Source organism: Thermosynechococcus sp. TG215 (assembly GCF_031583455.1).
Taxonomy (GTDB): Bacteria; Cyanobacteriota; Cyanobacteriia; order Thermosynechococcales; family Thermosynechococcaceae; genus Thermosynechococcus.
Map to the genome: position 1 here is coordinate 563,277 of NZ_CP134178.1, position 23,164 is coordinate 586,440.

Sequence of the window (23,164 nt, forward strand, 5' to 3'; positions counted from 1 at the left end):
GCCCTAACTCCACGGAAAATAGCGATAGCACTCCCCAGCGGCAAATATCCCTTGCGAGGCAGGTAGTTCCAAGAAGCCATCACTGTCAGCCAAGGCCAAAAAATCACCAGAGTTTTGCATCGGACGGGGGTGGGCAATCAGTTCAGCAGTTTTCGTGGTTTCTAGTTTAACGGGTAAAAAGTAGGTTAAGGGCTTCTCAAAAGAGAAGGGAGTGGCCAAGCGGGCATAGAGGCGTGGCATGTCCAAAATATAGCGGTGTAAACACACCAAACTGGAGACGGGGTTCCCCGGCAAGCCAAAGACTGCCGTTTGCTGCGTGTGATCCACCCCAAACCAGAGGGGTTTTCCGGGGCGCTGAGCGACACCGTGGATATATTGCTGCACGCCATGATCGCGCCACAGTTGCGGTAAATAGTCAAACTTGCCCTTGGAAACGCCGCCGCAATAAATCAGGAGATCGTACGCTTGGCTCGCTTGGCAGTAGTGGGTTGCCAGTTGCAGCGGATCATCGGGTAAATGGGTGATGCTGACGTGGCTGTACCCTTGGCGCTTGAGGGCAGCCATTAGGGCGTAGGCATTGGAGAGGCGCAGTTGATGGGGTTGAGGGACGTGGTCTGGCGGAATCAGTTCATTGCCGGTGGCAACAATTTGAGTGCGGGGGGTGCGCTGGACACAAACTTCGCTCTGCCCCACAGAGGCAAGAATGCCCCAAGCCGGACTGTGTAGAGGGGTGCCTGCCGCCAGCACCTGTTGACCCGCCGGCGCATCACTGCCACAGCGGTGAACAAATTGATAGGGCGACCACAGTTCGGCGTGGCGGATATGGGCAATGCCGTCACGAATTTCCAGAGCCTCGTAGGGAATGACCAGATCGCAGTTCTGGGGCAACGCGGCACCAGTCATCACTTCCAAGCAGGCCTGTGGATCCGTCAACGTGGGGGGTACCTCACCAGCAGGGACAACCCCCAGAATCGGGAAGGCACGCTGACCAGATTCATAGGCGGCCCACCGCAGGGCAATACCATCCATCATGATGCGGTCAATGGGTGGGTAGGGGCGATCGCTGGTAATGGCTCCTGCTAGTCGGCTGTACTGAGGCTCAGTCAAAGAGATGGTCTCTGTGCCCCAATCGGGCAAATGCTGCTGAATCAGGTCAACGGCTGTTTCGACGGAAATCATTTTCTAGACAGGATTAACTGCGAAATAGGCGGCAGTAGAGCGTTTCGTGCTGCATACTGGCGAGGGCTAAGCCCAAGGTACAGCTTTCTAAATCATTGTCAGTCACATTTAAGCTCTGCTGCACGGTTTGCTGAATCTGGGGCTGAAGTTGGCGCAGAAGCACTTGACCCGCCGTCTGACCAAGGGGAATCAGTTTCACCGCTGCATTGATCAGAGTAGTGACCCAACTATGGAGATAGCCTAGAAGTGCGGTTTCTAGGGGAATGTCGGCAAGGGCAGCGGCAATGCAAAAGGCAACACTGACATTCCAAGGGTAGGGCTGACCAGTCTGAAGTTCTGGCGGTAGGCGATCGAGGGCAGCGACGAGGTTGATCAATGCTGTTCCCATTTGCCAATTTTGGGCACGCAGTTCGGCGCTTTCGCGGGCAGCCGAGAGCCACGCATTCCACTGGTGAACAGCGTCAAAATCGCCCTTGGCGATCGCCCCATAAACCCACCCCATCACTGCTGTTTCCAAGTGAGCACTGCCAAAAGCCAGTTCAAAGGTGAGCCAATCCTGTACGGCGGCTGCTGAGGTGATCTTGCCTTGGGCAATCAGGGTCTCCAAGCCCTCGGAGTAGTTAAAGCCGCCAATGGGCAAAGCGGGACTCACCCACTGCAACAAGGTTAACAGCGCTGACTCAGTGAACATGGTAGGCACCGCGCTCGGGACAAAAGGGCGCGACTTCAAACGTTACTATTAAGCCCCGCTGTTCCAGCATGGTTTGCAACACGGAATCTGCCCCCCAGCGAAGATAATCGGTGTGAATTTCCAAGGGGAGGTGGCGATTCCCAAGGTGGTAGGCGGCCTGTAGAAGGTCAAGGGGAGTGGTAGCCATCACCTTTAGCGTGGGTTCGGGTTTGGCGTGAACCGTGACGACTACTGTGCCGTCCTCGTCCTGAAGGCGATCGCCCGGCTGTAACGTCATCCCGCGCGGCAACTTCAGATAGAGAGATTCCCCCTCATCACTGTGGCAATGGAGACGACTGCGACAGCGTTCCTCTGCGGTCAATGAGAGGTGCAACTGACGGGCATTTTCCAATGTTGTAGGGCAAAGTTGCGTCAGCCTGAACATCAAACCAGCGTCAACTCGACAATTTTATCAAAGCGGAATGTTTTCACCAGTTGCTGAAGGCCTGCAATCAAGGCGGCTTCTTCGGATGGGATTTCAGCAATCAGTTCGCGAATGCGCTTGGCATTGAGCTTTTTGGCCGCTTCTTGGAGTTCAGCAATCCAAGGGCGGGGCATCACCATTAGGGCGGCTGGATCCAGCACCTCAGGACGGGGAGCACTTGCGGGGGGCAGAGCATCCTCGTAGGCATACTCTAGATTTAACTGGGCGGCGAGTCGTTCAAAAATCGTTTGCGGACGGAAGGGCTTGGCAATGTAGTCATCACAACCGAGATTCAGCAGTTCCTGTTTGTCCTGCTCAAAGCCACTGGCGGTCACCGCAAGAATTTTCGGGGCGCAGACGGCTTCGCCGCGTCGGAGGCGATCGCTCACTTCTTTCTTGATCTGTCGCGTTGCCGTTTTACCATCCATCACGGGCATGCGAATATCCATGAGAATTGCATGGGGCTGCCATTCTCGCCAGATCTGCACCGCCTCTTGACCATTGCCGGCTTCTCGACAGCGAAAGCCCACGGGTTTTAGGAGTTGGGTGAGCAGTTGGCGGTTTTCGGGAATATCATCTACCACCAGAATGCGGACTGCTGAGGTGGGCGATCGCAGGCCAACAACGGTTTGTGCCCTTTCCTCCTCTAGCGCTTGGGGATCGCCAAGGCCAATGTTGATCTCAAAGTAAAAGTGACTTCCCTGCCCCTTGGTGCTGCGCACCTGAATATCCCCCCCCATCAATTGCACAAACTGGCGACTAATGGCCAACCCCAGCCCAGTGCCTTCACTGACTTTTTTACTGCTATCGGTTTGGACAAAGGGCTGGAAGAGCATTTTCAACTCTGCCGCGGTCATGCCAATACCCGTATCACTGACTTCAAAGGCGAGTCGCGGGGGTTCTTGGGCTTTATAGCTGACCTTGAGGGAGACGCCCCCCTCTTTGGTGAATTTAATGCCATTGCCCAAGAGGTTCACCAATACTTGGCGCAGCTTCATTTCATCAGTGGTTACCGCCACCGGCAGATTGGCGGGCAAATCAAAGACCAGACGCAACCCTTTAGCTTCAGCTCGCACCTTGAGCATTTCTTCGAGGGTTTGCAGCATCCGCCGCAGATCAAAGGTGGTTTCCTGAAGCGTGATACGCCCAGCTTCAATTTTGGCCATGTCAAGGACATCGTTAATCAAACCCAAAAGGTGTTCACCGCTGCGGTTGATCTTTTCAAGGGTTTGCCGATGCTGCGGTGCAAGGGTGCGATCGCTGAGCAAAATTTGACTAAAGCCGAGAATGGCATTGAGGGGGGTGCGCAGTTCATGGCTCATGTTGGCAAGGAAAATACTTTTGGCTTTGTTGGCTGCCTCTGCTGCCTCTTTGGCCTTGAGTAACTCCCGCTCCGCTTGATGACGTTGATGGGCTGCAAGGGCGATTGTGACAATATCCGCCACATTGGAGACAAAACTGCGTTCCTCCACCAGCCAAACCCGATGCTCGCCAATACTCTCAACACAGATCACCCCCAATAATTGACCATTGAAGATGATCGGCGCATCAATCCGAGAATACACCCGCTGAAGTTTGGCATAGTCCCGCAGTTCGTGGGTGCGCGGATCCGTGAGTAAATCATTGACCACGAGGGGTTCCCCGGTGCGCAGCAGTTTCAAGTACTCTGGATAGGGGGGCTGGGTGAGGTAGGTGGATTGAGTAGGGTTGTTGGCGGCAGGGTCGTACTGGACAACACATTTGAGGCGATCGCCCTGGAGTTCCCATGCCGAAGCCCGCTGGACGCGCAGTGTTGTTGCCGTCACTTGGATAATCTCCTGCAACGCCATACGAAAGTGTCCCTGTTGCACATGGGGAGATTGGCTCAGCTGCACCAAAGCAACATTGTGGTCATGAAGTACCCGTTCTTTTTCGGTCAGTTGTCGATTGGCCGCTTCAAGGGCAGCCGTCCGGTGCGCCACTTCCTCTTCGAGGCGTTGATTAAAGCGGTGGAGTTCACTAAAACTTTCCTCTAATTGCCCTGCCATATCCACAAAGGTGCGACCGAGGTTGCCCAACTCATCCTGAGTTGCGGTGTCCACCTCAGCGGCAATGTCTAGATCACCCACTGCAATTTTGTGGGCTGCAGCATTTAGCCGCTTCAGGGGGCGCACGATGTAGCCTGTCACTCCCCAAGTCAGCAAACTAATCAAGCCAAAGGACATCCCCAAAATCCACAGACCCGCCCACGTTTCTTCATGAATAAAGTCAAGCAGTGTGTCTTCATTGATACGAATGGCCAGACTCCAGCGTGCCTCGGGAATCGGCGCATAAAAGACCCATTGGCGCTCTTGGGAAAGCCAATCAGTGACCCATTGCTGTCCCCTTTGACCCGCCACCATTGCTCTGCCTAGGGCGGCAAGATCGCCGTGGTTGTTTTCCTTGGCAATGTAAAAAATAGATTGACCAATGAACTGGACATCGTTATGAAAGATAATCCGTCCCTTGCGATCCAAGACAAAGAACTGGCCTTCTTGGAGGGCTTGAATGTTCATGGTCTGCTGCAGGCTTTCTAGAGCCACATCCACCGTGGCGACTCCCCGAATTTGACCTTGGCGGCGGAAGGGCACCGAATAGGTTACCATCCAACTATCCCCCGCACCCCGATCAAAATAGGGATCACTCCAGCGGGGCTGACCGCTTTGAATTGGCTCTGTGTACCAGTTCCATTGGGGTTGGGTGTAGTCGTAAATTGTTCCCGTATCCTTTTGCCGCCATGTGCCCCCCTGCCGATAAATATAGGGGCAAAAGAGGCGCTTGCGGGGAGAAAAGCTATAGGGAGTAAAGGCAATCGCCGATCCATAGACCAAGGGATTGACAGTGACATTGCGGCGCAAAAATGCATACAGCTGCTGTTCATCGACCTTGGGGAAGGTTTCTAGGGCATAGGCAGTGGTGGTTGCCAGTTGCGCCACCTGCGCCAGTGAGTCGTTAAATTGATCGGCGTAGAGGGACACCAGCGTTCCCTGCCACTTTTCATAATCGGCAGTACTGCGGCCAATCAGGCGCGCCCGAATGTAGAGGAAAAGGCCGGTGTAGATGACAACAATCGGCAGGAGCGTCCCCAGCAAGAGCTTATGGCGAAAGGATAGCTTGCTGAGCATGGCGGCCTCGACCTCCCTAGGCTTTCCCCTTAATTTTAGGCTGCCTAAAAAGACCAATCCTCTAGGAAAGGGGACTGAGTACTTTGCTGTCGCTGTCAGTGGCCACTTCACCCACCACTTCCGGGGTATTGGCTTCCGAAGGCGGCACCACCTGCCAGAAGAGGGGTAAATAGTGCTCCCACTGCTCCAGAATCATTGCGGCCTTGGCACTCCCCGTGCGCTCGTGGTGGGCAGTAATCAGTTGTTTGAGTTGGGCGGCACCAATGGCAGAGGTGACCCGCTGGAGTTTGACAACTTCGGGGTTGACCTTGGCGGGGAAGTTACCCGCTTCATCCAAGATGTAGGCCAAGCCACCGGTCATACCGGCACCCACATTGCGACCCGTAGTGCCCAAGACCACGACCACCCCACCGGTCATGTATTCGCAGCAGTGATCCCCTGTGCCCTCGACAACGGCAGAGGCTTTGGAGTTGCGGACAGCAAATCGTTCACCGGCGCGGCCATTGGCAAAGAGAAACCCCCCCGTGGCGCCGTAGAGACAGGTGTTGCCAATAATCACATTCTCCGCAGCCGCATAGGGAGCATTGGCCGGCGGCTTGATAATGATTTCACCCCCATGCATCCCTTTGCCGACATAGTCATTGGCTTCGCCGGTGAGGTTGAGGATCATCCCCGGCAGATTGAAGGCGCCAAAGCTCTGGCCAGCGCTGCCTCGGAAGTGGAGGGTAATCTGACCTTCAAAACCCGTGTTGCCATACTTTTTGGCAATGGCACCCGCGATGCGTGCCCCGACAGTGCGATCGGTGTTGACAATGGGCAGCTCTAATTCAACGGTTTGCTGCTTCTCAATGGCGGCTTGCACCTCTGGGCGTGCCAAAATTTCATCATCGAGAACGGCACCGTTACTGTGCACTGTTTCGTGCTGCAACCACTGGCGATCGTGCCGCGTGTCGGGCAGCTTCGTCAAGCAATCCAGATTTAGGGGTGCAGTTTTTGCAAGGGTAACATCTTGGCGCGGTACCAGCAAATCCGCCCGGCCAATGATCTCGTTCAGGCTGCGGTAGCCCAGTTGAGCCAGAATTGAGCGCACCTCTTCGGCAATAAAGAGGAAGAAGTTCACCACATGCTCAGGCATACCGGGGAAGCGCTGGCGCAGTTCTTCTTTTTGGGTGGCCACGCCCACGGGACAGTTATTGGTGTGGCAAATCCGCGCCATGATGCAGCCCTCGGCAATCATTGCCACCGAGCCAAAGCCAAATTCCTCGGCACCCATCAGAGCCCCCATGACCACATCCCAGCCACACTTGAGGCCACCATCCACCCGCAGAATCACGCGATCGCGCAGTTGATTTTCCAAAAGAACGCGGTGCACCTCCGTCAGCCCCAATTCCCACGGACTGCCAGCATGCTTAATCGAACTCAGGGGCGAAGCACCGGTGCCACCATCGTGACCGGAAATTTGAATCACGTCGGCGTTGGCTTTTGCCACCCCAGCAGCAATCGTACCAATACCAATTTCGGCCACTAGTTTCACGGAGACTTGCGCTTGGGGATTGATCTGGTGCAGATCAAAGATCAGTTGCGCCAAATCCTCAATGGAGTAAATGTCATGGTGGGGCGGCGGCGAAATTAAGGACACGCCCGGCTTTGATCGCCGCAGCATAGCAATGTAGGGGCTGACTTTCGTGCCCGGCAGTTGACCGCCTTCCCCCGGTTTCGCGCCCTGGGCAATCTTGATTTCAATTTGCTGGGCATTGATCAGGTACTCTGGAGTAACGCCAAAGCGCCCAGAGGCCACCTGTTTAATGGCGGAACTGGCGGTATCACCGTTGCGCAAGCCCCGCAGATGGGGAAATTGGGGAGAGTGCCCCTCACCATCCACATCCGTCAGCACTTGGAAGCGAATCGGATCTTCGCCCCCCTCGCCAGAGTTGGATTTACCGCCAAGGCGGTTCATAGCGATCGCCAGCACCTCATGGGCTTCCCGCGAGAGGGCACCCAAGGACATCCCCCCTGTGCAGAAGCGTTTGACAATTTCACTGGCGGGTTCAACCTCTTCGAGGGGAATACTGGGGCGATCGCTCTGGAAGTCCAGCAGATCCCGCAAGGCTGTGGGTACCCGACCGGTGAGTTGACGGCGATAGACCTCGTAATGGTCATAGCTATTGCTGCTCACGGCTTTGTGGAGTGCCTTGGCCATCTCCGGATTATTCATGTGGTACTCGCCACCGGGACGGAATTGGACAAAGCCAAAGTTCTCCAGTTTCTTGGCGGTGAGTTCGGGGAAGGCCTTGTGGTGAAAAGCAATGGTTTCTTGAGCCAAGTCTTGAAGCGTCAGACCCCCCACCCGCGACGTAGTGCCAATGAAGGCCTTGTTGAGCAGGTCATCACCAATACCAATGGCCTCAAAAATTTGGGCACCGCGATAGCTAGCAATCAGAGAAATCCCCATCTTGGAGAGGATTTTTAGGAGTCCCTCCTCCACGGCTTTGCGATAGTTGGCCTGCACCTGTTGCAGTGTCAGTTGCGGCAGTTTGCCCTTGGCCATCAGGTTTTGGGTGCGATCGCTATGCCACCACTGGCGAATTGTTTCCCATGTCAAGTAGGGACACACTGCTCCGGCGCCATAGCCAATCAGGCAGGCAAAGTGATGGGTACTCCAGCATTGGGCTGTTTCCACGACAAGGGAGACGCGACGGCGAATGCCTTGGGTAATCAAATGGTGGTGCACTGCCCCCACCGCCAATAGGGGTGGGATATAGGACGTGTCGGCATCCAAAAGATGGGGTTCGCCAGCAAGGTTGTGGCGATCGCTGAGCACAAGGATTTCGGCGCCTCCTTTGACGGCGGCAGCGGCCTGTTCACAGAGCCGATTTACAGCGGCCTCAAGCCCCGCAGGCCCTTGGGCGATCGCAAACTGTGTCGAGAGCCGAGTGGTACCAAAAGGAGCCTTGAGAATTTCCTCTAGCTCTGCTTCATTAATGAGGGGAGAATTGAGTTGCAGCAGGCGGGCATCTTCTGGGCTTTCAACGAGCAAATTCCCCCGCGCACCAAGGCGAGTCACCAAGGACATCACCAGTTTTTCCCGCAGCGGATCAATGGCCGGATTGGTGACCTGGGCAAAGCGCTGCTTGAAGTAGTCGTAGAGTAGGTGGGGTTGTTGCGACAGCACCGCCAAGGGAATGTCATCCCCCATGCAGAAGGTGGGTTCCTTGCCATCCTTGGCCATGACCTCAATGATCATTTCCACATCTTCGGCGCTGAAGCCAAAGGCCATTTGCTGTTGTAGGCAGGTTTGGCTTTCGAGGGTGGGGGTTTCGCCATAGGGTTGAGGGGCAAGTTCTTGGCGATAGGTTTTCAGCCATTCGCCGTAGAGTTGCTGCTGTGCCACCCGCTGTTTGATTTCCCAGTTGGTGAGCAGCTCTTGGTGTTCTAAGTCAACGGCAATCATCTGCCCAGGGCCAAGGCGGCCTTTTTCAATCACCGTTGCTTCATCAATTTGAATGCTGCCCGCCTCGGAAGAGACAATCACCAGATCGTCATTAGTGAGGGTGTAGCGTGCAGGTCGCAGGCCATTGCGATCAAGGGTGGCGCCGACAATTTTGCCATCAGCAAAGGCCACTAGTGCTGGACCATCCCACGCCTCTTGAAGGCCACTGTAGTATTCGTAAAAGTCCACCACCTCGGGGTGATCCGCCAAATCGGGCTGGTTTTGATAGGCCTCGGGAATCAGCATCATCATTGCCTGCAGGGGCTGCCGTCCCGATTGCACCAGCAATTCCAGCACATTGTCGAGGTTGGCGGAGTCACTATTTTCGGCATTGACAATGGGCATGAGATCCGCAAAGGCTTCGCCCCAATAGGGATGGCTCAGTTGGGCGGCTCGTGCCCGCATCCAGTTGATATTCCCCAAGAGGGTATTGATTTCGCCGTTGTGTCCCAGCATCCGCATCGGTTGCGCCAAGGGCCACTTAGGCATGGTGTTGGTGCTAAAGCGGCGGTGATAAAGGGCAAAGGGGGTGATGTAGTTGGGGTTGCGCAAATCCTCATAAAACTGGGCCAGTACTGCCGAGCGCACCATGCCCTTATAGACAATGGTGCGGGTGGAAAAGGAACAGATATAGAAGTCCTGTCGCCAGTCCGCCTTGATTTGGGCGATCGCCCGCTCAATGCGCTTGCGCGCTAAGTAGAGCTGCCGCTCCAGTTCATCACCACTGGCTTTACTGGAAGCCACAAAGAGCTGTTCAATTTGGGGCTGATTTTGCCTTGCTTGGCGCCCTAAAACACTGGGATTCACGGGCACTGCTCGCCAGCCCAACAGGCGCAGTTCATTTTCACTGAGCACCCGTTCCACAATCCCCTTTGCCGCTGCCGTTGCCGCCCCTTGGGGCAAAAAGATCATCGCCACCCCAATCCGCTGCCGCGGCACGCCAAACTCCGGCAACAACTCCCACGGAATCGCCGTCATGATGCCAGCCCCATCCCCAGAGTCGCGATCGGCACTACAGCCCCCGCGGTGTTCAAGGCAGGTCAATCCCTCAAGGGCTTGGGTCAAGATGCGATGACTAGCTATCCCCTTGCGATGGGCAACAAAACCCACACCACAGGCATCTCGCTCGGCCACAAGCCAAGGCTGTCCATGGTAACCAACTTGATGCACGGGGGAAGAAAAGGCGGATTGTTGCATGGGTCTGAAAGCGTTCAATCGACTGAGGGGTCTAACGTTGTCTTGACAACAGCAACCAGCTCTAGGGACTGAAAAACGCCACGACTCGAAGGGAGGAGCCAAGGCGACAGTATACAGAGATTAGAGAGGGCTGGTGATGGAGCAACGTATAGGGTCTTTCGCTATTATAGGGGCTTCGCTTGGATCCAGAAACGCCAAAGCAAGAGATTGTTAAGGTTTGGCCATAGGAGCCGGCAAACCAGCGATCGCTGAGGCTGACTTGAGGGCTAGAACGCCGCAGCAGAGAGGGGTTAAGGTTGGCGTTTAGGCTGGCGTGATATCATTAAATTTTCCAACTGAACAACAAGGCTTCCCGATTAATTGCTTGGTAAAACACGCCCATGAGCTTTGCTGCTGATTCTTCTCGGATCATTCCCACTGAGTTGCGGGACGAAATTTCGCGCTCGTACCTTGAATATGCCATGAGCGTTATTGTTGGGCGTGCCCTTCCCGATGCCCGCGATGGTCTCAAACCCGTACACCGCCGCATTCTCTATGCCATGCATGAGTTGGGGCTGACCAGCGATCGCCCCTTCCGCAAATGTGCCCGTGTGGTGGGGGAAGTGCTAGGGAAATATCACCCCCACGGCGATTCCGCAGTCTATGATGCCCTCGTGCGGATGGCGCAGGACTTTTCTATGCGTCACCCCCTCATTGAAGGCCATGGCAACTTTGGCTCGATTGACAATGATCCGCCGGCAGCGATGCGCTACACCGAGTGTCGGCTGCAAGCCCTAGCCACAGAAGCCCTCTTGCAGGACATCGAGCAGGAAACCGTTGACTTTGTTGATAACTTTGACGGCTCGCAGCAGGAACCCCTAGTTTTACCGGCGCGGATTCCCCAGTTGCTGCTCAATGGCACCTCTGGCATTGCCGTGGGGATGGCGACGAATATCCCACCCCATAATTTGGGAGAACTGGTGGATGGGCTGGTGGCCTTAATTCATAACCCCCAGATCAGCGATCGCGAGCTAATGCGCTACATTCCGGGGCCAGATTTTCCCACTGGGGGGCATATCCTCGGCCAAGGGGGCATTGAAGAGGCCTATACCACCGGTCGCGGCTCGATGACACTGCGGGCAGTGGCCACGATTGAAACCCTTGAAGCACCGGGTCGCCAACCCCGCGAGGCGATTATCGTGACGGAGTTGCCCTACCAAACCAACAAGGCAGCGCTGATGGAAAAAATTGCCGAGTTGGTCAACGAGAAAAAAATTGAGGGCATTGCCGATCTGCGGGACGAAAGCGATCGCGATGGCATTCGGGTGGTGATTGAGCTAAAGCGGGATGCCTACCCACGGGTGGTACTCAACAATCTCTACAAGCAAACCCCCCTACAGGTGAATTTTGGTGCCAATATGCTGGCGATCGTCAACGGCGAGCCGCAATTGCTGACCCTCAAACGCAGTTTAGAGGTGTTCCTTAGTTTCCGTGAAGCGGCGATCGCCCGCCGTACCCGCTATGCCCTGCGCAAGGCTGAAGAACGGGATCACCTGCTCCAAGGGTTGCTGGTGGCGCTGGCCAATCTCGATGCCGTGATTCAACTCATTCGCAGTGCGAGTGACACGACCCTTGCTCGTCAGCAATTGATGCAAACCTATGCCCTCAGTGAAGCCCAAGCCGATGCCATTTTGCAGATGCAACTGCGACGCCTCACGGCCTTAGAGGCGGAAAAAATTGAGCGGGAGCACGCAGACCTTCAGCGGCAAATAGCCGATTATCGCGATATTTTGGCCAATCGCCAGCGGGTACTGGAGATTATTGAAAAAGAAGTCACCGACCTCAAGGCCAAGTTTGCCACGCCCCGCCGATCGCTGATTGTGCAAGCGGATGGCGAGATTAGCGACACCGATTTAATTGCCAACGATAAATCCGTCATTCTCGTTACCCAGCAGGGCTACATCAAGCGGATGCCCGTGGATACCTTTGAAGCCCAAAGTCGCGATGGGCGGGGACGCAAAGGGGCAGAGATTAAAGAGGATGATGCCGTTGAGCACTTCTTTAGCTGTAATGATCACGATCGCATTCTTTTCTTTAGCGATCGCGGTTTAGTCTATGCCTTGCCCGCCTACCAAATTCCCAGTGGCTCGCGCCAAGCCCGCGGCACCCCCATTGTCCAACTGCTGCCCATTCCCCGCGAGGAAAAAATTACCTCCGTCATTGCCGTCCAAGAGTTTAGGGAAGATGAGTATCTGGTGATGCTCACCCGCAAGGGCTTCATTAAGAAAACGGCGCTAGCGGCCTTTAGCAATATCCGCACCAATGGCCTGATTGCCATTTCCCTTGAGGAGGGGGATCAACTGCGGTGGGTGCGGCGTACCCGCGAAGAGGACACCATTATCATCGGCTCGCGGCAGGGCATGGCGATTCACTTTCGCGCCAGTCACGATCAACTGCGCCCCCTTGGCCGTGCCACGCGGGGGGTCAAATCCATGAGCCTGCGTCCGGGGGATGAACTAGTGGGGATGGATATTCTGCCGGCGGCGATCGCCAACCGTTTTGCTACCCCCCCGGAGGATGACAGTGCCGAGATGGAAGACGTTGAGGAGACGGTGGCGCACAGTGAAGGCCCTTGGGTACTGGTGATTACCACCAATGGCTACGGCAAGCGGGTACCCGTGCAACAGTTTCGGCTGCAAAACCGCGCCGGCATGGGCATTACCGCCACCAAATTCAAAGCCAAAAGTAACGAGGATCAACTGGCGGCTCTGCGGATTGTCAATGCCGAGGATGAATTGATGATTGTCACCAGTCGCGGCATCATTATTCGCCAAAAGGTGATGGATATTTCCTCGCAGTCGCGATCGGCCACGGGCGTCCGTCTGCAACGCCTAGATGAGGATGATGTGATTGTCACGGCAGCCGTCTTGCCCCCCGGTAGCATGGAGGCTGAGGAAGATTGAGCACCACCGCCTTTCTCACGGGTGCCAGTGGCTTTGTCGGTACCCATGTGGCACAAGTCCTTGCCGAGAGGGGGTATCGTGTCCGTGCCCTTGTGCGCCAACCGCAGCAGGCTGCCCATCTCAAAGCGTGGGATGTGGCGTTGGTGCAGGGGGATCTCCGCACCAGTGACTTAGTGCCCTTGATGCAAGGGTGCCAAGTGCTCTTCCATGTTGCCGCCCATTACAGTCTGTGGCGGCGCGATCGCCCCCTCCTCTATGCCGTCAATGTGGAGGGCACCCGTCGCATCTTAGCTGCTGCCCGTGAGGCTGGCATTGAGCGCACCGTTTACACCAGTTCCGTGGCCGCCATTGGTGTGGATCCCAGTGGCCAACCCACCACCGAAGCCTACCAAAGCCCCCCCGAAAAGCTGATTAGCGAGTACAAGCGCTCCAAGTACTGGGCAGAGCAGGTGGCTCACGCGGCAATCCGCCAAGGGCAAGATATTGTCATTGTCAATCCCAGTACCCCCATTGGCCCTTGGGATGCGAAGCCCACCCCCACTGGCGAGATGATCCTGCGTTTTTTGCGGCGACAGATGCCCTTTTATGTCAACACGGGGTTGAACCTGATCCATGTGCGGGATGTGGCGATCGGTCATCTCTTAGCCTTGGAAAAGGGCAAAACCGGTGAACGCTACATCCTTGGCCACCACAACCTCACACTGGCAGAAATTCTAGGACGCCTAGCCACGATAACTGGATTGCCGCGTCCCCTTGGCGAAATTCCTGTGGTGATTCCCCTCGTAGTAGCTTGGTTCGATGAAGTGGTGCTGGGGGCTTTGGGAAAACAACCAACCATCCCCGTTGACGGAGTGCGCATGGCACAGCAAAAAATGTTTTACGATGCCCGCAAAGCCGTGGCCAAATTGGGCTTGCCCCAGACGCCAATTGAGGAGGCGCTCCGAGACGCCGTGACTTGGTACCGCGAACGGGGGTACTGCCCCTAGGGTTTGCGATATAGTTGAGGAATGGAAATTATGAAGTTTAGTTAAGAACTATGCTGGTTGCGCCCTTTACCTCGCAGTTGCCGCTTGTGGAAGAGACGCTTCATCGTGGCTACCAAGCCCTGCAATGGGGCAAAAACATTTTCGCGATCGCCCACAAAACCCTGAGTGCTCGTCTTCTCAATACTCTCTTTCCCACCGAAGAGCGGACGCAACCCCTCAGCCCTGAGTTGCAAGCATGGCTCAAGGAACGTTATGAAGCCCTACTCCAGCAGGATTGGCAGGATGCGGTGGCTGGCTTGTATCCCCCCACACTTCTCTTTGATGCCCCTTGGGAAGAATTTTTGCGCTTTTATCCGGTACTGTGGCTAGATTTGCTGCAGATGTGGCAGCGGGCGCGATCGCGCCAATTTCAGGAATTTGCCAAGGACGTGCGCCTTGAGGACTATCCGCAGTATTATCGCCAAAACTTCCACTACCAAACCGATGGCTACCTCAGTGAGACCTCGGCCAACCTCTACGATGTTCAAGTGGAACTGCTCTTTGGCGGTACGGCAGATGCGATGCGGCGGCGCGTGATTGCTCCCATTGCCCAACATTTTGCCACTCATCCTCCTACGCCACCTGTACGCATTCTCGATGTTGCCTGTGGCACTGGTCGCACCCTAAAACAACTGCGCTATGGTTTCCCGGCCGCAGCCCTCTTTGGCATTGATCTGTCGCCCACCTATTTGCGCAAGGCCAACTCACTTCTTGCTACCCAGACCGGGGATTTGCCACAACTCATTCAAGGGAATGCCGAGACCCTACCCTACGTGGACAACTACTTTAGCGCCGTCACCTGTGTCTTTCTCTTCCATGAACTGCCCGCCCCAGTGCGCCAAAACGTGATCAATGAATGTGCCCGCGTTCTCCAGCCGGGGGGTGTCTTTGTCATCTGTGACTCGATTCAAGCCCTGGATTCCCCAGAGCAGCGCCCGATGATGGAAAACTTTGCCAACCTTTTCCACGAGCCCTTTTACCGGAATTACATTGAAGATGATCTCAACATCCGCTTAGAAAAAGCAGGCCTAGTGGTCAAAGAGGTGCAGCACCACTTTATGAGTAAGTATTGGGTGGCCGTTAAGCCTTCTTAGCCCAAAGGTACCAGTCCGCTACACTTTGTAACGGTGCCCACCTCCTGCGATGCGGGGCTGCTAGGCTGAACACAGTATGTCAAAATGTCTTTTCCCTGTGGCAGTCTGGAGGGTTAATTGATGGATGGGCTGGCATGGCAAGCGGAGTTTGTCTCTGGCTTGGCGGAAATCGATCAGGAACATCAGGCACTGCTGGCGATGTTACAGCAGTTACGCTCGGCGATCGCTGAGGGAGCAACCTTTTCGCAAGTGAAGCCGCAATTACTAGAGTGCGCCAGCGAAACAGAACGCCACTTCCAGCACGAAGAAACTCTGATGGCTGCTGCCAACCATCCCCTCTATCTCTCCCACCGTGCGGCTCACCAAAATCTGCTACGGGATTTGAGTGGGGTGCTTGAGCAGGTGCAGGGTCATCCCGAAAAGCTGACACCAGAGACGATTGAGGCGATTGGTGCTCTAGTCGTGCGCCATATTCGCGAAGAAGATCTGCCAATGCTCTACCTGCTCACCCATCCCGAGGAGCTAGCACAGCAACAAGCGGCTGAGTTGACGGCGGAAACTGCCTTTTAGATCTCGGGACTAACCACTGGTTTTGCGATGTTGGATGGCCGTTAAGCCACTGGTTTGCAGCAATTCACCACTCTCGACCACGGCATAGATCAGCGAGTGGTTGCCACAGTTCATGCGGGACTCTACCGTACATTCCAAATAGGCAAGGGCATCGAGCAAAATCGGGGCACCACTCTCAGCGCTTTTGAGGCCAAGGGTGGCTAATTGTTGCTCACCAAGGCGTTGTGCCTGCTGAAATTGGCGAACGAGGGGACTGCCTTCCTTGAGAATATTCAAGACAAAGCGATCGCCCACCAAGCAGAGGCTTTCTGCCCATTCCTGCGGCAAGGACACTGTGATACCGGGGGGATTAAACGAGGCTTGGGAGACCGACGACACCAAAATCGCTGCCGCTTGGGTGAGGTGAAAACACCCTTCCGGTAGGGTGGTCAGAACACACAGGGAACCCACGACCCGATTCACTGCCTGCTCGGTGCGATCCACCTGTGCCTCGACGAGACTGGGGGGGCGGACGGTGCGACTCTTGCGCAGTTTCTTCAGGGCTTGGGCAAACTCGTTGGCGGCAATTTGGCATTTTTCAAGATCGCTCGCCGTGGGGGTAAACTTCACCCGCAGCGTTTCAAAGCCAAGGGTATAACCAGCATCAAGCAACTTTTGTTCAATGTCATCAATGGCCTCACCACTCCAGCCGTAGGAGCCAAAGACCCCCGCTAACTTTGTTTTGCTGCCCTCCGCCAAAATAAACCCCAAGGCGGTCTGCACCTGTGTCGGCATGTGTCCCCCTAGGGTGGGCGAGCCAATAATAAAGCCGTCGCTACTGTGGATCAGGGCTTGCATTTCTGCTGGGGGTGTGGTTTCACAGTTAATGGCCTCCACTTGCACACCGGCTGCCGTTAGGGCTTGGGCGATCGCGTTGGCTAGAATTGCTGTATTGCCATAGGCAGAGGCATAGAAAAGTGCTACCTTGGTGTCCTGTTCCGTTTGGGCTTGGCACCAGTCGCGATAGTCCTGAAAGAGGCGGCTACGGCTAAACTTGACGATCGGGCCGTGGGCGGGGGCATAGAGGCGCGGTGGCGGTGTCAGTTCTACCAAGCGATCCAAAATGCTTTCCACTTGGCGGGTTTGCGCCGCATGCAAACATTCAAAGTAGTAGGCACGATCCGCATCGAGTTTTTTCCACTGCTCATCGTAGAGGCTATCGCCACAGACATGGGCACCAAAGAGCTTATCGGTAAACACAATTTGATTCTGAGGATCAACGGTGATCAAGCCATCGGGCCAGCGGGGCGTAGCAGCAGCAATAAACTCCAGTTGGCGATCGCCCCCTAACTCTAGGGGTGTTTCCGCACGGGGAATCCAGAGATTCAATTGCTCGCCAAGGGTGGAGCGCAAGGTTACTGCCCCTGCCTTAGAGCAGACGATAATGATCTGGGGCGCTTTTTCCAGCAAAACCTTGACGGTCGCCAGACGGTTGGAGTTGACATGACTAAGAATCAGGTACCGCAGTTGACTCAGATCAATGTGCTGCTGGAGTTCCTGCAAATAAATTTGGGTAAAGGATTCCCCTGGCGGATCCAGCAGGGCGGGTTGGGGTGCTCGGATCAGGTAGGAATTGGAGGTGGTTCCCTGCTGACGGCCGTACTCCACTTCAAACTTCAGCCGATCCCAAGTGCGCGATCGCAAGACCAAAACCCCGGGCGCAATTTCTGCGACTTGAACATCACGGGGACGAGTTTCCGTGAGCATTGGACACCTCCTGAAAACCTATCTGCGGTACTGCTATCGAAAATATCGAAATAGCACTGCCACTATAACGTAGTTTAATCGCCTAGGGAATTACCAGTAAAATTTTTATTCTTGATCATTGATGTTTTATTTGATCATTTTTCAAATCGCAGGGTTATTAAGAAGGCTATTAAGTAATTGGAATTCAAGAAATTGGTTAACGCTTAAAAACTTTAATAATTTTTTTAATCTTATCAAATAAAGAGATTCAATATTATGGTTTTTAATCTTTGTTTTTATATTTGCTTTATAATACCAATTCAATTTGAAGATAGGGTTAATAAAGGCTGTGTAATGAATGACCAGCCCGTCAAAGAACGAATCACTGCCGTCGTCAGTTGTAACAATACAGCTTGCAGGTTTTGACGCAGGGCTTCCAGCGCCTCGAACGACTGCCATGCTCATGCTGCTCGCAGATGTTGCCACAACCGCTCCATGGGATTGACCTCGGGGGCAAACACAGGCACAACATTCCGTGGCTTCTTGAGTGATATTCATGAATTTTTGAGTATAGCTTATCCCTCTTGAAAATATCTCACTCCCTTTCGAAATAGCCATAGGTGACAACCAGCAGCTCGCTAATCTTACCGCGTTTGTGGCGATTGGAGTTGATCACACGGCTGGCCTTGAGTTCAATACAGTGCCAAGAGCGATACAGGTGCAGCATGGGTTCAACCCAAGCATTGCTAAGCATGACGTAGCATCCCCGTTGAGCCAACTCAGCGACAACGTTGGCCAGGGCAATCTGTTCTGCTTCGCCAAAGGGCTGATCAGTGTAACTGGTGAAGCTGGCTGTTTTAGAAAGAGGATAGTAAGGTGGATCAAAGTAGATAAAATCCCCCGCCGTTGCCCAAGTTAAGACCTCTTGAAAATCCGCCACACTCAATGTCACCTTTTGCAGAGCAAGGCTCGCTTGGCGCAGAGCCTCTGGATCAAAAATTTGGGGATTGCGATAACGACCCATGGGAACGTTGAACTGCCCGGCACGATTAACACGATAGAGGCCGTTAAAACAGGTTTTGTTCAGATAGATGAAGCGAGCTGCTCGCGTGAGGGGATCAAGTTGCTGCTGATCTAAGCTACGAATGTGGTAGTAAAAAGCTTCGCTGTGCTGTTGGCGATATGCCGTGAGTTCTTGAATTAAGTCCTCCACGCGATCGCGCACAATTTGGTAGCAGTTCATTAGTTCAGGGTTGCGATCGCTCAACCGCACCTGCTGAAACTGAAATTCGCCCTGTTGGGCTTGGCCAAAGAGATACCAGTAGAGCGCTGCACTGCCACAAAACGGCTCAGCATAACAGCGACATTGATGGGGTAAATAGGGAGCCATTTGGCTCAACAATTGCGACTTGCCCCCCGCCCACTTGAGAAATGGCTTCGGGCTGAGGATCGTTGTTGTCCCCACTAGACCGGTGGAAACAGGATGAACAACAGTCCCTGCTGCCCCACGAGCAATTCTCGTAGGAGCGTGACAATGCCCACCCAGATAATGGGACTAATATCCACTCCCCCAAGAGGCGGCACAACGCAGCGAGTTGGTGCCAGCACAGGCTCTGAAAGCCAGTAAATCACTTTCAATGGCCCTTGGGTGAGGTTAATCTGGGGGTACCACGTGAGGACAATCCGCACCAGAAAGATCAGGGTAAAAATGGCGAGGATGATTCCCAGTACCCAATTGATGACAACAACCACAGGCATTGGCATCGCTTACACTATCCCAAATCATTATCCCAAAAAATGATCAAGGGCAGCTTTAAGTTCTGCGAGTTCCTGATCAATGCGTCCCTCTTGAGCGGCACGAGTCACACATTCATTCAAATGCTCATCGAGAATCAGCCGTGCCACCCGATCCAACGCTCCCCGCACTGCGGCAATTTGAATCAGTACCTCTGGGCAAGGGCGACTATCCTGAACCATCGTTTTGATACCACGCACGTGCCCTTCAATGCGCGAGAGCCGATTGACGATCGCCCGCAGCGATTCCTCACTGTGATGATGGGGATGGGAATGCAGGGAAGGAGAAGAATGGGAATGGAATTCAGTGCCCACGGCAAATAGTCCTAAACAATCAGTACAACAATCAACCTATTCAACAGAATATTCAACAGATTAGGAACTAGGGTTGTGTTGCTCCCTGTTGAAAATAATTTCTTAAATTCACTAAGCGTTGGCGATTCATAGCCGCCGGTTGTTGGCGCTGAGCAGGGCTGAGAACTTGTTGGACTTCTAAAGCAGCCGCAAAATGTGTTCGTTGCAGCATCTCCCGTAAGCTCATCACCAATGCCGCCGCTCAAACGCTTGGTCTAGCCGCTTCAAGACTTGCTGCAATGCTTGGGCGTTAACCGACGCTAAATCAGGGTTGAACTGCTTTGCTTCAGTCAATCGTTGGCACTGCACGTTGAAGCTGGGGTAAGGGGCATCCGCTGGGATGATGTACTCGCTACGCACAGAGCAGGCATTGACTGGACATTTGCGCGAAGCAATCCAGTCTTTGCGTTCCCTCAGCGGATCATTCCAAACTTGGCGACACACGTCTAGATCGTGGTCGATCTGCTTGGCCTGCTGCTGGGTTAGTTTGAGTTTGTACTCGTACGTCAGGGTGAGCATGAGTGCATTATAGCGATTAGTCACGCCCGATGTTCGGTGCTAGCTCAATATATCCAGCAACAAGCTGAGATTGAGTGGCTGCTCCCTGCGGTCGCCCGCCGCCTCACCACCACCTAACCGCTTTGCGGTATAGACGGAGCACTGCGGCGAATTTTGGTAGCAAACTTGCTAGCTGCGCTTGGTTTTGGCCATGAATGTGACGGCTCTTTCCTAAATTTTCAAGTGGGCGTTTGCCTTGGGCGTCACTCCCGTAACTGTTGTCCCTAGGAAAGTCGTGATAGTATCGGGACACATCCCCCGCAGGATTCAGTGGACGAACCAACGTGACAGAACCAATTTTTTGGTTGGCGGTGTCACTGGTATTAGTGGCCGTATGCTTGGCAGCCGTTCTGGTTGCTGCGATTCCGGCGTTTATGGAATTGGCACGGGCGGCGCGCAGTGCCGAAAAGCTCTTTGATACCTTGGGGCGTGAATTGCCCCCTACCCTAGAAGCAATTCGCTTGACGGGTCTAGAGATTAGCGATCTCACCGACGACATTAGCCAAGGGGTAGAAAGTGCAGGCAATGTCGTCAAGCAGGTGGATCAAGGAATTGCAGCGGCAAAACGCCAAGTTCAAGAGGCGAAAGTGACCACCCGTAGTGTTTTTGCCGGGGTAAAAGCCGCATGGCAAACGTGGAATCGTCCCAGTCGCAAACCTTCGCGGTTGCCGCCGAGTCAATTGTCACCGCCGCCCGAGCGATCGCCCCAAGAACGCCGTGAGCAGGCCAAGGAAAGCTGAATCATCCCTTGGCGTAGAGTCGCCACTGGCTCAGCCCCTAGCTTGAGTTGATACTCCGTGGTTAAGAGAATCTGCAAACAGGCTTGAAGGGCCGGCAAAGCAACAGCGTTCACTTCTTTTTGCAGGAAATAGACCCGTTTCGGATTTCCCACTTCGGCGAGCTTGGCAATGCGTTGATGGTCGCGCTCATGGCTGAGCAACTTGACCCACAACCAGGTGCGAAATTGTTTCGTCAGGGTGGCCAAAAGGCGCAAGGGGGGTTCATTTTGGAGTAGCAAGTCCTCCAGTTGGCTCAGGGCAGTGGCTGTGTCTCCCCGCAGCAGCGTACTGGCAAGGGTGAGGCTACTTTGTTGGGTGGCATGAACAAGGGTGGTGATGTCTTCAGCGGTAAGGGGGCGATCGCCCGCAAACAAGGCCAATTTTTCTAATTCATTGTGGAGTTGGCGACTGTCATTGCCCACGGCTTCGGCAAGCAGTTGTATTCCTTCTGGGGGCAGGCGGACTGGATAGCGTTGAGTCGCCTCACGGATTTGCTGTTCAATCTCAGCGGTTTTCCAAGCGGCAATCGGACTAAATTCCTGAATCGTGCCATGCTGTTGCAGCAGCTTGACGGCTTTACTGCGGCTGTCGGGCTTTTGGCGACTGGTAAGAAGAAAATGACAGTTCGGGGGAATTTGTGGCAAGGTGAGTTCTAAATCTGCGAGTAGTTCCGCACTACAGCGTTGACCTAGCGTTGTATTCACTAGCCACACCAAGCGATCGCCTTCTCCAAAGGGCGGCGTCATCACCTGCGCCAACGCGGCTTGAACGGCCTCAGCATCCTCCCCAGCAAATTTTTCGAAGTTAAAACTCTCCCACAGGGGATCGACCACTTGTTGCCGTAGGTCTTTCACGGCCTGCTCGAGTCGGAATTGATCCTCCCCCCAATAGAAGTAAACGGGCATGATGCGGAAATTTTCCCTTATCCACTAGGATAAAGACATTGTGGCGGAGACTTTAAGGAAATGTTGCACTCTTGTTCCCGATGGCCATCCCGCCTTTTGGCGCTGGGTACACTGGGGGTAGGGTTAGCAATCGCTCCCCTCTTTTGGCAGCCCGCAGACTCCCAAGAAACGCCTTCCCAAGCACTTACCATTTTGGCCGATGTGCAGCAGGCGAATGCCGTCACAGGCGTGATCACGGCACGGGGCAATGTGCAACTGCGTTATCCCGCCCGCCAAATTCAGGCCACGGCGGCACAAGCACAATACTTTAGCCGGGAGGGGCGCATTGTCCTCAGTGGGAATGTGTATGTTTTGCAACAGGGGAACAGTCTCCGCGCTGACACCATCACATATCTTATTGAGGAAGCAAAATTTGTCGCTCTGCCCGCCCCCAGCCGCCAAGTCGAATCTATTTTAATGATCCCCGATGACCCTAACCAACAAATTCTTACACCTGTGCAGCCCTAATGGGCGGTTTGCGCTACCGACCACGCTTCGCCTAGAGGGGGTATGTAAACGGTATGGCAGTCGTTGGGTGGTGGATCACGTCAGTCTCTCGGTGGCTCGCGGAGAGGTGGTGGGTCTGCTGGGGCCCAATGGTGCAGGGAAAACGACAACCTTTTACATGGCAACGGGGATTGAACGACCGGATGATGGCCGAGTATGGCTGGATGATGAGGATATTACCCAAGCTCCCTTACATCAGCGAGCACGGCGGGGCATTGGCTATCTGCCCCAAGAACCGAGTATCTTTCGCCAGTTGACGGTTGCTGAAAATATTCTCTTGGTTTTAGAGGAGACGGGAGTGCCGCGGCGGCAGTGGCGCGATCGCTTGGATCAACTGCTCACGGAATTCCGCCTCACCCACATTGCCCACACCCTCGGTCGGCGAGTCTCAGGGGGAGAACGGCGGCGCACCGAATTAGCCCGTGCCTTGGCAGCAGGTAAGCAAGGCCCCAGTTTTTTACTGCTCGATGAACCCTTTGCGGGCGTGGATCCCATTGCCGTGCATGACCTTCAGGACATGATTGCCAAGCTGCGCGATCGCCAAATGGGCATTCTCATTACCGATCACAATGTGCGGGAAACGCTGGAAATTATTGACCGCGCCTACATTTTACGGGAAGGGCAGATTTTAGCCGCAGGGAATAGCTGGGAATTGGCCCAGGATGCCAAAGTGCGGCAATACTACCTCGGTGAGGATTTTCGCTTCTAG

The 23,164-nt window shown here is 54.5% G+C and carries 19 protein-coding genes and 1 pseudogene; 7 read left to right on the plus strand and 13 right to left on the minus strand.

Annotated features, from left to right (window positions below; translation table 11 throughout):
• Nucleotides 1-3: 3 nt before the first annotated feature.
• The 5 genes from RHJ02_RS02560 to gltB all read right to left on the minus strand — a co-directional run bounded on the left by RHJ02_RS02560 (nt 4) and on the right by gltB (nt 10,163).
• Entirely contained in the window at nt 4-1,179 is a 1,176-nt protein-coding gene (locus RHJ02_RS02560; protein WP_206200940.1) for a molybdopterin molybdotransferase MoeA, read from the minus strand.
• A 13-nt stretch (nt 1,180-1,192) separates the two neighbouring features.
• Nucleotides 1,193-1,870 (minus strand): urease accessory protein UreF, encoded by a 678-nt coding sequence (locus RHJ02_RS02565; protein ID WP_310800422.1) that lies wholly within the window; start codon nt 1,868-1,870, stop codon nt 1,193-1,195.
• Nucleotides 1,860-2,294: an urease accessory protein UreE gene (gene ureE, locus RHJ02_RS02570; protein ID WP_206200942.1), complete on the minus strand. Its 435-nt coding sequence runs from the start codon at nt 2,292-2,294 to the stop codon at nt 1,860-1,862. Before ureE ends, RHJ02_RS02565 begins: the two co-directional genes overlap by 11 nt.
• Complete coding sequence (locus RHJ02_RS02575; protein WP_206200943.1) at nt 2,294-5,476, minus strand: ATP-binding protein; 3,183 nt, start codon at nt 5,474-5,476, stop codon at nt 2,294-2,296. The genes ureE and RHJ02_RS02575 overlap by 1 nt, the downstream gene beginning before the upstream one ends.
• Nucleotides 5,477-5,537: 61 nt before the next feature.
• Nucleotides 5,538-10,163, minus strand: a complete 4,626-nt coding sequence (gene gltB, locus RHJ02_RS02580) for a glutamate synthase large subunit (protein ID WP_310800423.1) — start codon at nt 10,161-10,163, stop codon at nt 5,538-5,540.
• 380 nt (nt 10,164-10,543) lie between these two features.
• Here gltB and gyrA point away from each other — a divergent pair, with 380 nt between their 5' ends.
• The 4 genes from gyrA (at nt 10,544) to RHJ02_RS02600 (ending at nt 15,794) form a co-directional block, all read left to right on the plus strand.
• Complete coding sequence (gene gyrA, locus RHJ02_RS02585; RefSeq protein WP_310453230.1) at nt 10,544-13,105, plus strand: DNA gyrase subunit A; 2,562 nt, start codon at nt 10,544-10,546, stop codon at nt 13,103-13,105.
• Nucleotides 13,102-14,091, plus strand: coding sequence for a hopanoid-associated sugar epimerase (hpnA, locus tag RHJ02_RS02590; protein ID WP_310437978.1), 990 nt, complete (start codon nt 13,102-13,104; stop codon nt 14,089-14,091). The genes gyrA and hpnA overlap by 4 nt, the downstream gene beginning before the upstream one ends.
• 50 nt (nt 14,092-14,141) lie before the next feature.
• Nucleotides 14,142-15,224 (plus strand): class I SAM-dependent methyltransferase, encoded by a 1,083-nt coding sequence (locus tag RHJ02_RS02595; protein WP_310800424.1) that lies wholly within the window; start codon nt 14,142-14,144, stop codon nt 15,222-15,224.
• Between the two features lie 120 nt (nt 15,225-15,344).
• The gene (locus RHJ02_RS02600) at nt 15,345-15,794 is read left to right on the plus strand and encodes a hemerythrin family protein (RefSeq protein ID WP_206200947.1); all 450 of its coding nucleotides are present in this window, start codon (nt 15,345-15,347) and stop codon (nt 15,792-15,794) included.
• A 9-nt stretch (nt 15,795-15,803) separates the two neighbouring features.
• On the opposite strand, the gene RHJ02_RS02605 is transcribed toward RHJ02_RS02600, so the two are convergent.
• From RHJ02_RS02605 to RHJ02_RS02635, 7 genes and pseudogenes are all read right to left on the minus strand, one after another.
• Nucleotides 15,804-17,540: a diflavin flavoprotein gene (locus RHJ02_RS02605; RefSeq protein WP_310437979.1), complete on the minus strand. Its 1,737-nt coding sequence runs from the start codon at nt 17,538-17,540 to the stop codon at nt 15,804-15,806.
• Nucleotides 17,541-17,681: 141 nt separating this feature from the next.
• Entirely contained in the window at nt 17,682-18,137 is a 456-nt protein-coding gene (locus RHJ02_RS02610; RefSeq protein WP_310800425.1) for a hypothetical protein, read from the minus strand.
• Nucleotides 18,115-18,984: a DNA adenine methylase gene (locus RHJ02_RS02615; protein ID WP_310437981.1), complete on the minus strand. Its 870-nt coding sequence runs from the start codon at nt 18,982-18,984 to the stop codon at nt 18,115-18,117. The genes RHJ02_RS02610 and RHJ02_RS02615 overlap by 23 nt, the downstream gene beginning before the upstream one ends.
• Nucleotides 18,984-19,277, minus strand: a complete 294-nt coding sequence (locus RHJ02_RS02620) for a YggT family protein (protein WP_315863713.1) — start codon at nt 19,275-19,277, stop codon at nt 18,984-18,986. The genes RHJ02_RS02615 and RHJ02_RS02620 overlap by 1 nt, the downstream gene beginning before the upstream one ends.
• Before the next feature lie 27 nt (nt 19,278-19,304).
• Nucleotides 19,305-19,628 carry a metal-sensing transcriptional repressor gene (locus RHJ02_RS02625; protein WP_206200951.1) on the minus strand — a complete coding sequence of 108 codons (324 nt, stop codon included), beginning with the start codon at nt 19,626-19,628 and terminating at the stop codon, nt 19,305-19,307.
• 67 nt (nt 19,629-19,695) lie between these two features.
• Nucleotides 19,696-19,839, minus strand: a complete 144-nt coding sequence (locus RHJ02_RS02630; RefSeq protein WP_206200952.1) for a hypothetical protein — start codon at nt 19,837-19,839, stop codon at nt 19,696-19,698.
• Nucleotides 19,840-19,868: 29 nt separating this feature from the next.
• Nucleotides 19,869-20,186: pseudogene (locus tag RHJ02_RS02635) on the minus strand (helix-turn-helix domain-containing protein); the annotation flags it as partial.
• Between the two features lie 323 nt (nt 20,187-20,509).
• On the opposite strand from RHJ02_RS02635, the gene RHJ02_RS02640 reads away from it, so the two are divergent.
• On the plus strand, nt 20,510-20,965 hold the full coding sequence (locus tag RHJ02_RS02640; RefSeq protein ID WP_206200953.1) for a hypothetical protein: 456 nt from the start codon (nt 20,510-20,512) through the stop codon (nt 20,963-20,965).
• Here the strand turns inward: RHJ02_RS02640 and holA are convergent.
• The gene (holA, locus tag RHJ02_RS02645; RefSeq protein WP_310800427.1) at nt 20,902-21,909 is read right to left on the minus strand and encodes a DNA polymerase III subunit delta; all 1,008 of its coding nucleotides are present in this window, start codon (nt 21,907-21,909) and stop codon (nt 20,902-20,904) included. The genes RHJ02_RS02640 and holA overlap by 64 nt on opposite strands.
• A gap of 60 nt (nt 21,910-21,969) precedes the next feature.
• Between holA and RHJ02_RS02650 the strand changes: the two genes are divergently transcribed.
• Nucleotides 21,970-22,416, plus strand: a complete 447-nt coding sequence (locus RHJ02_RS02650) for an LptA/OstA family protein (protein ID WP_302677271.1) — start codon at nt 21,970-21,972, stop codon at nt 22,414-22,416.
• Nucleotides 22,376-23,164 carry an LPS export ABC transporter ATP-binding protein gene (gene lptB / locus RHJ02_RS02655; RefSeq protein WP_302677272.1) on the plus strand — a complete coding sequence of 263 codons (789 nt, stop codon included), beginning with the start codon at nt 22,376-22,378 and terminating at the stop codon, nt 23,162-23,164. The genes RHJ02_RS02650 and lptB overlap by 41 nt, the downstream gene beginning before the upstream one ends.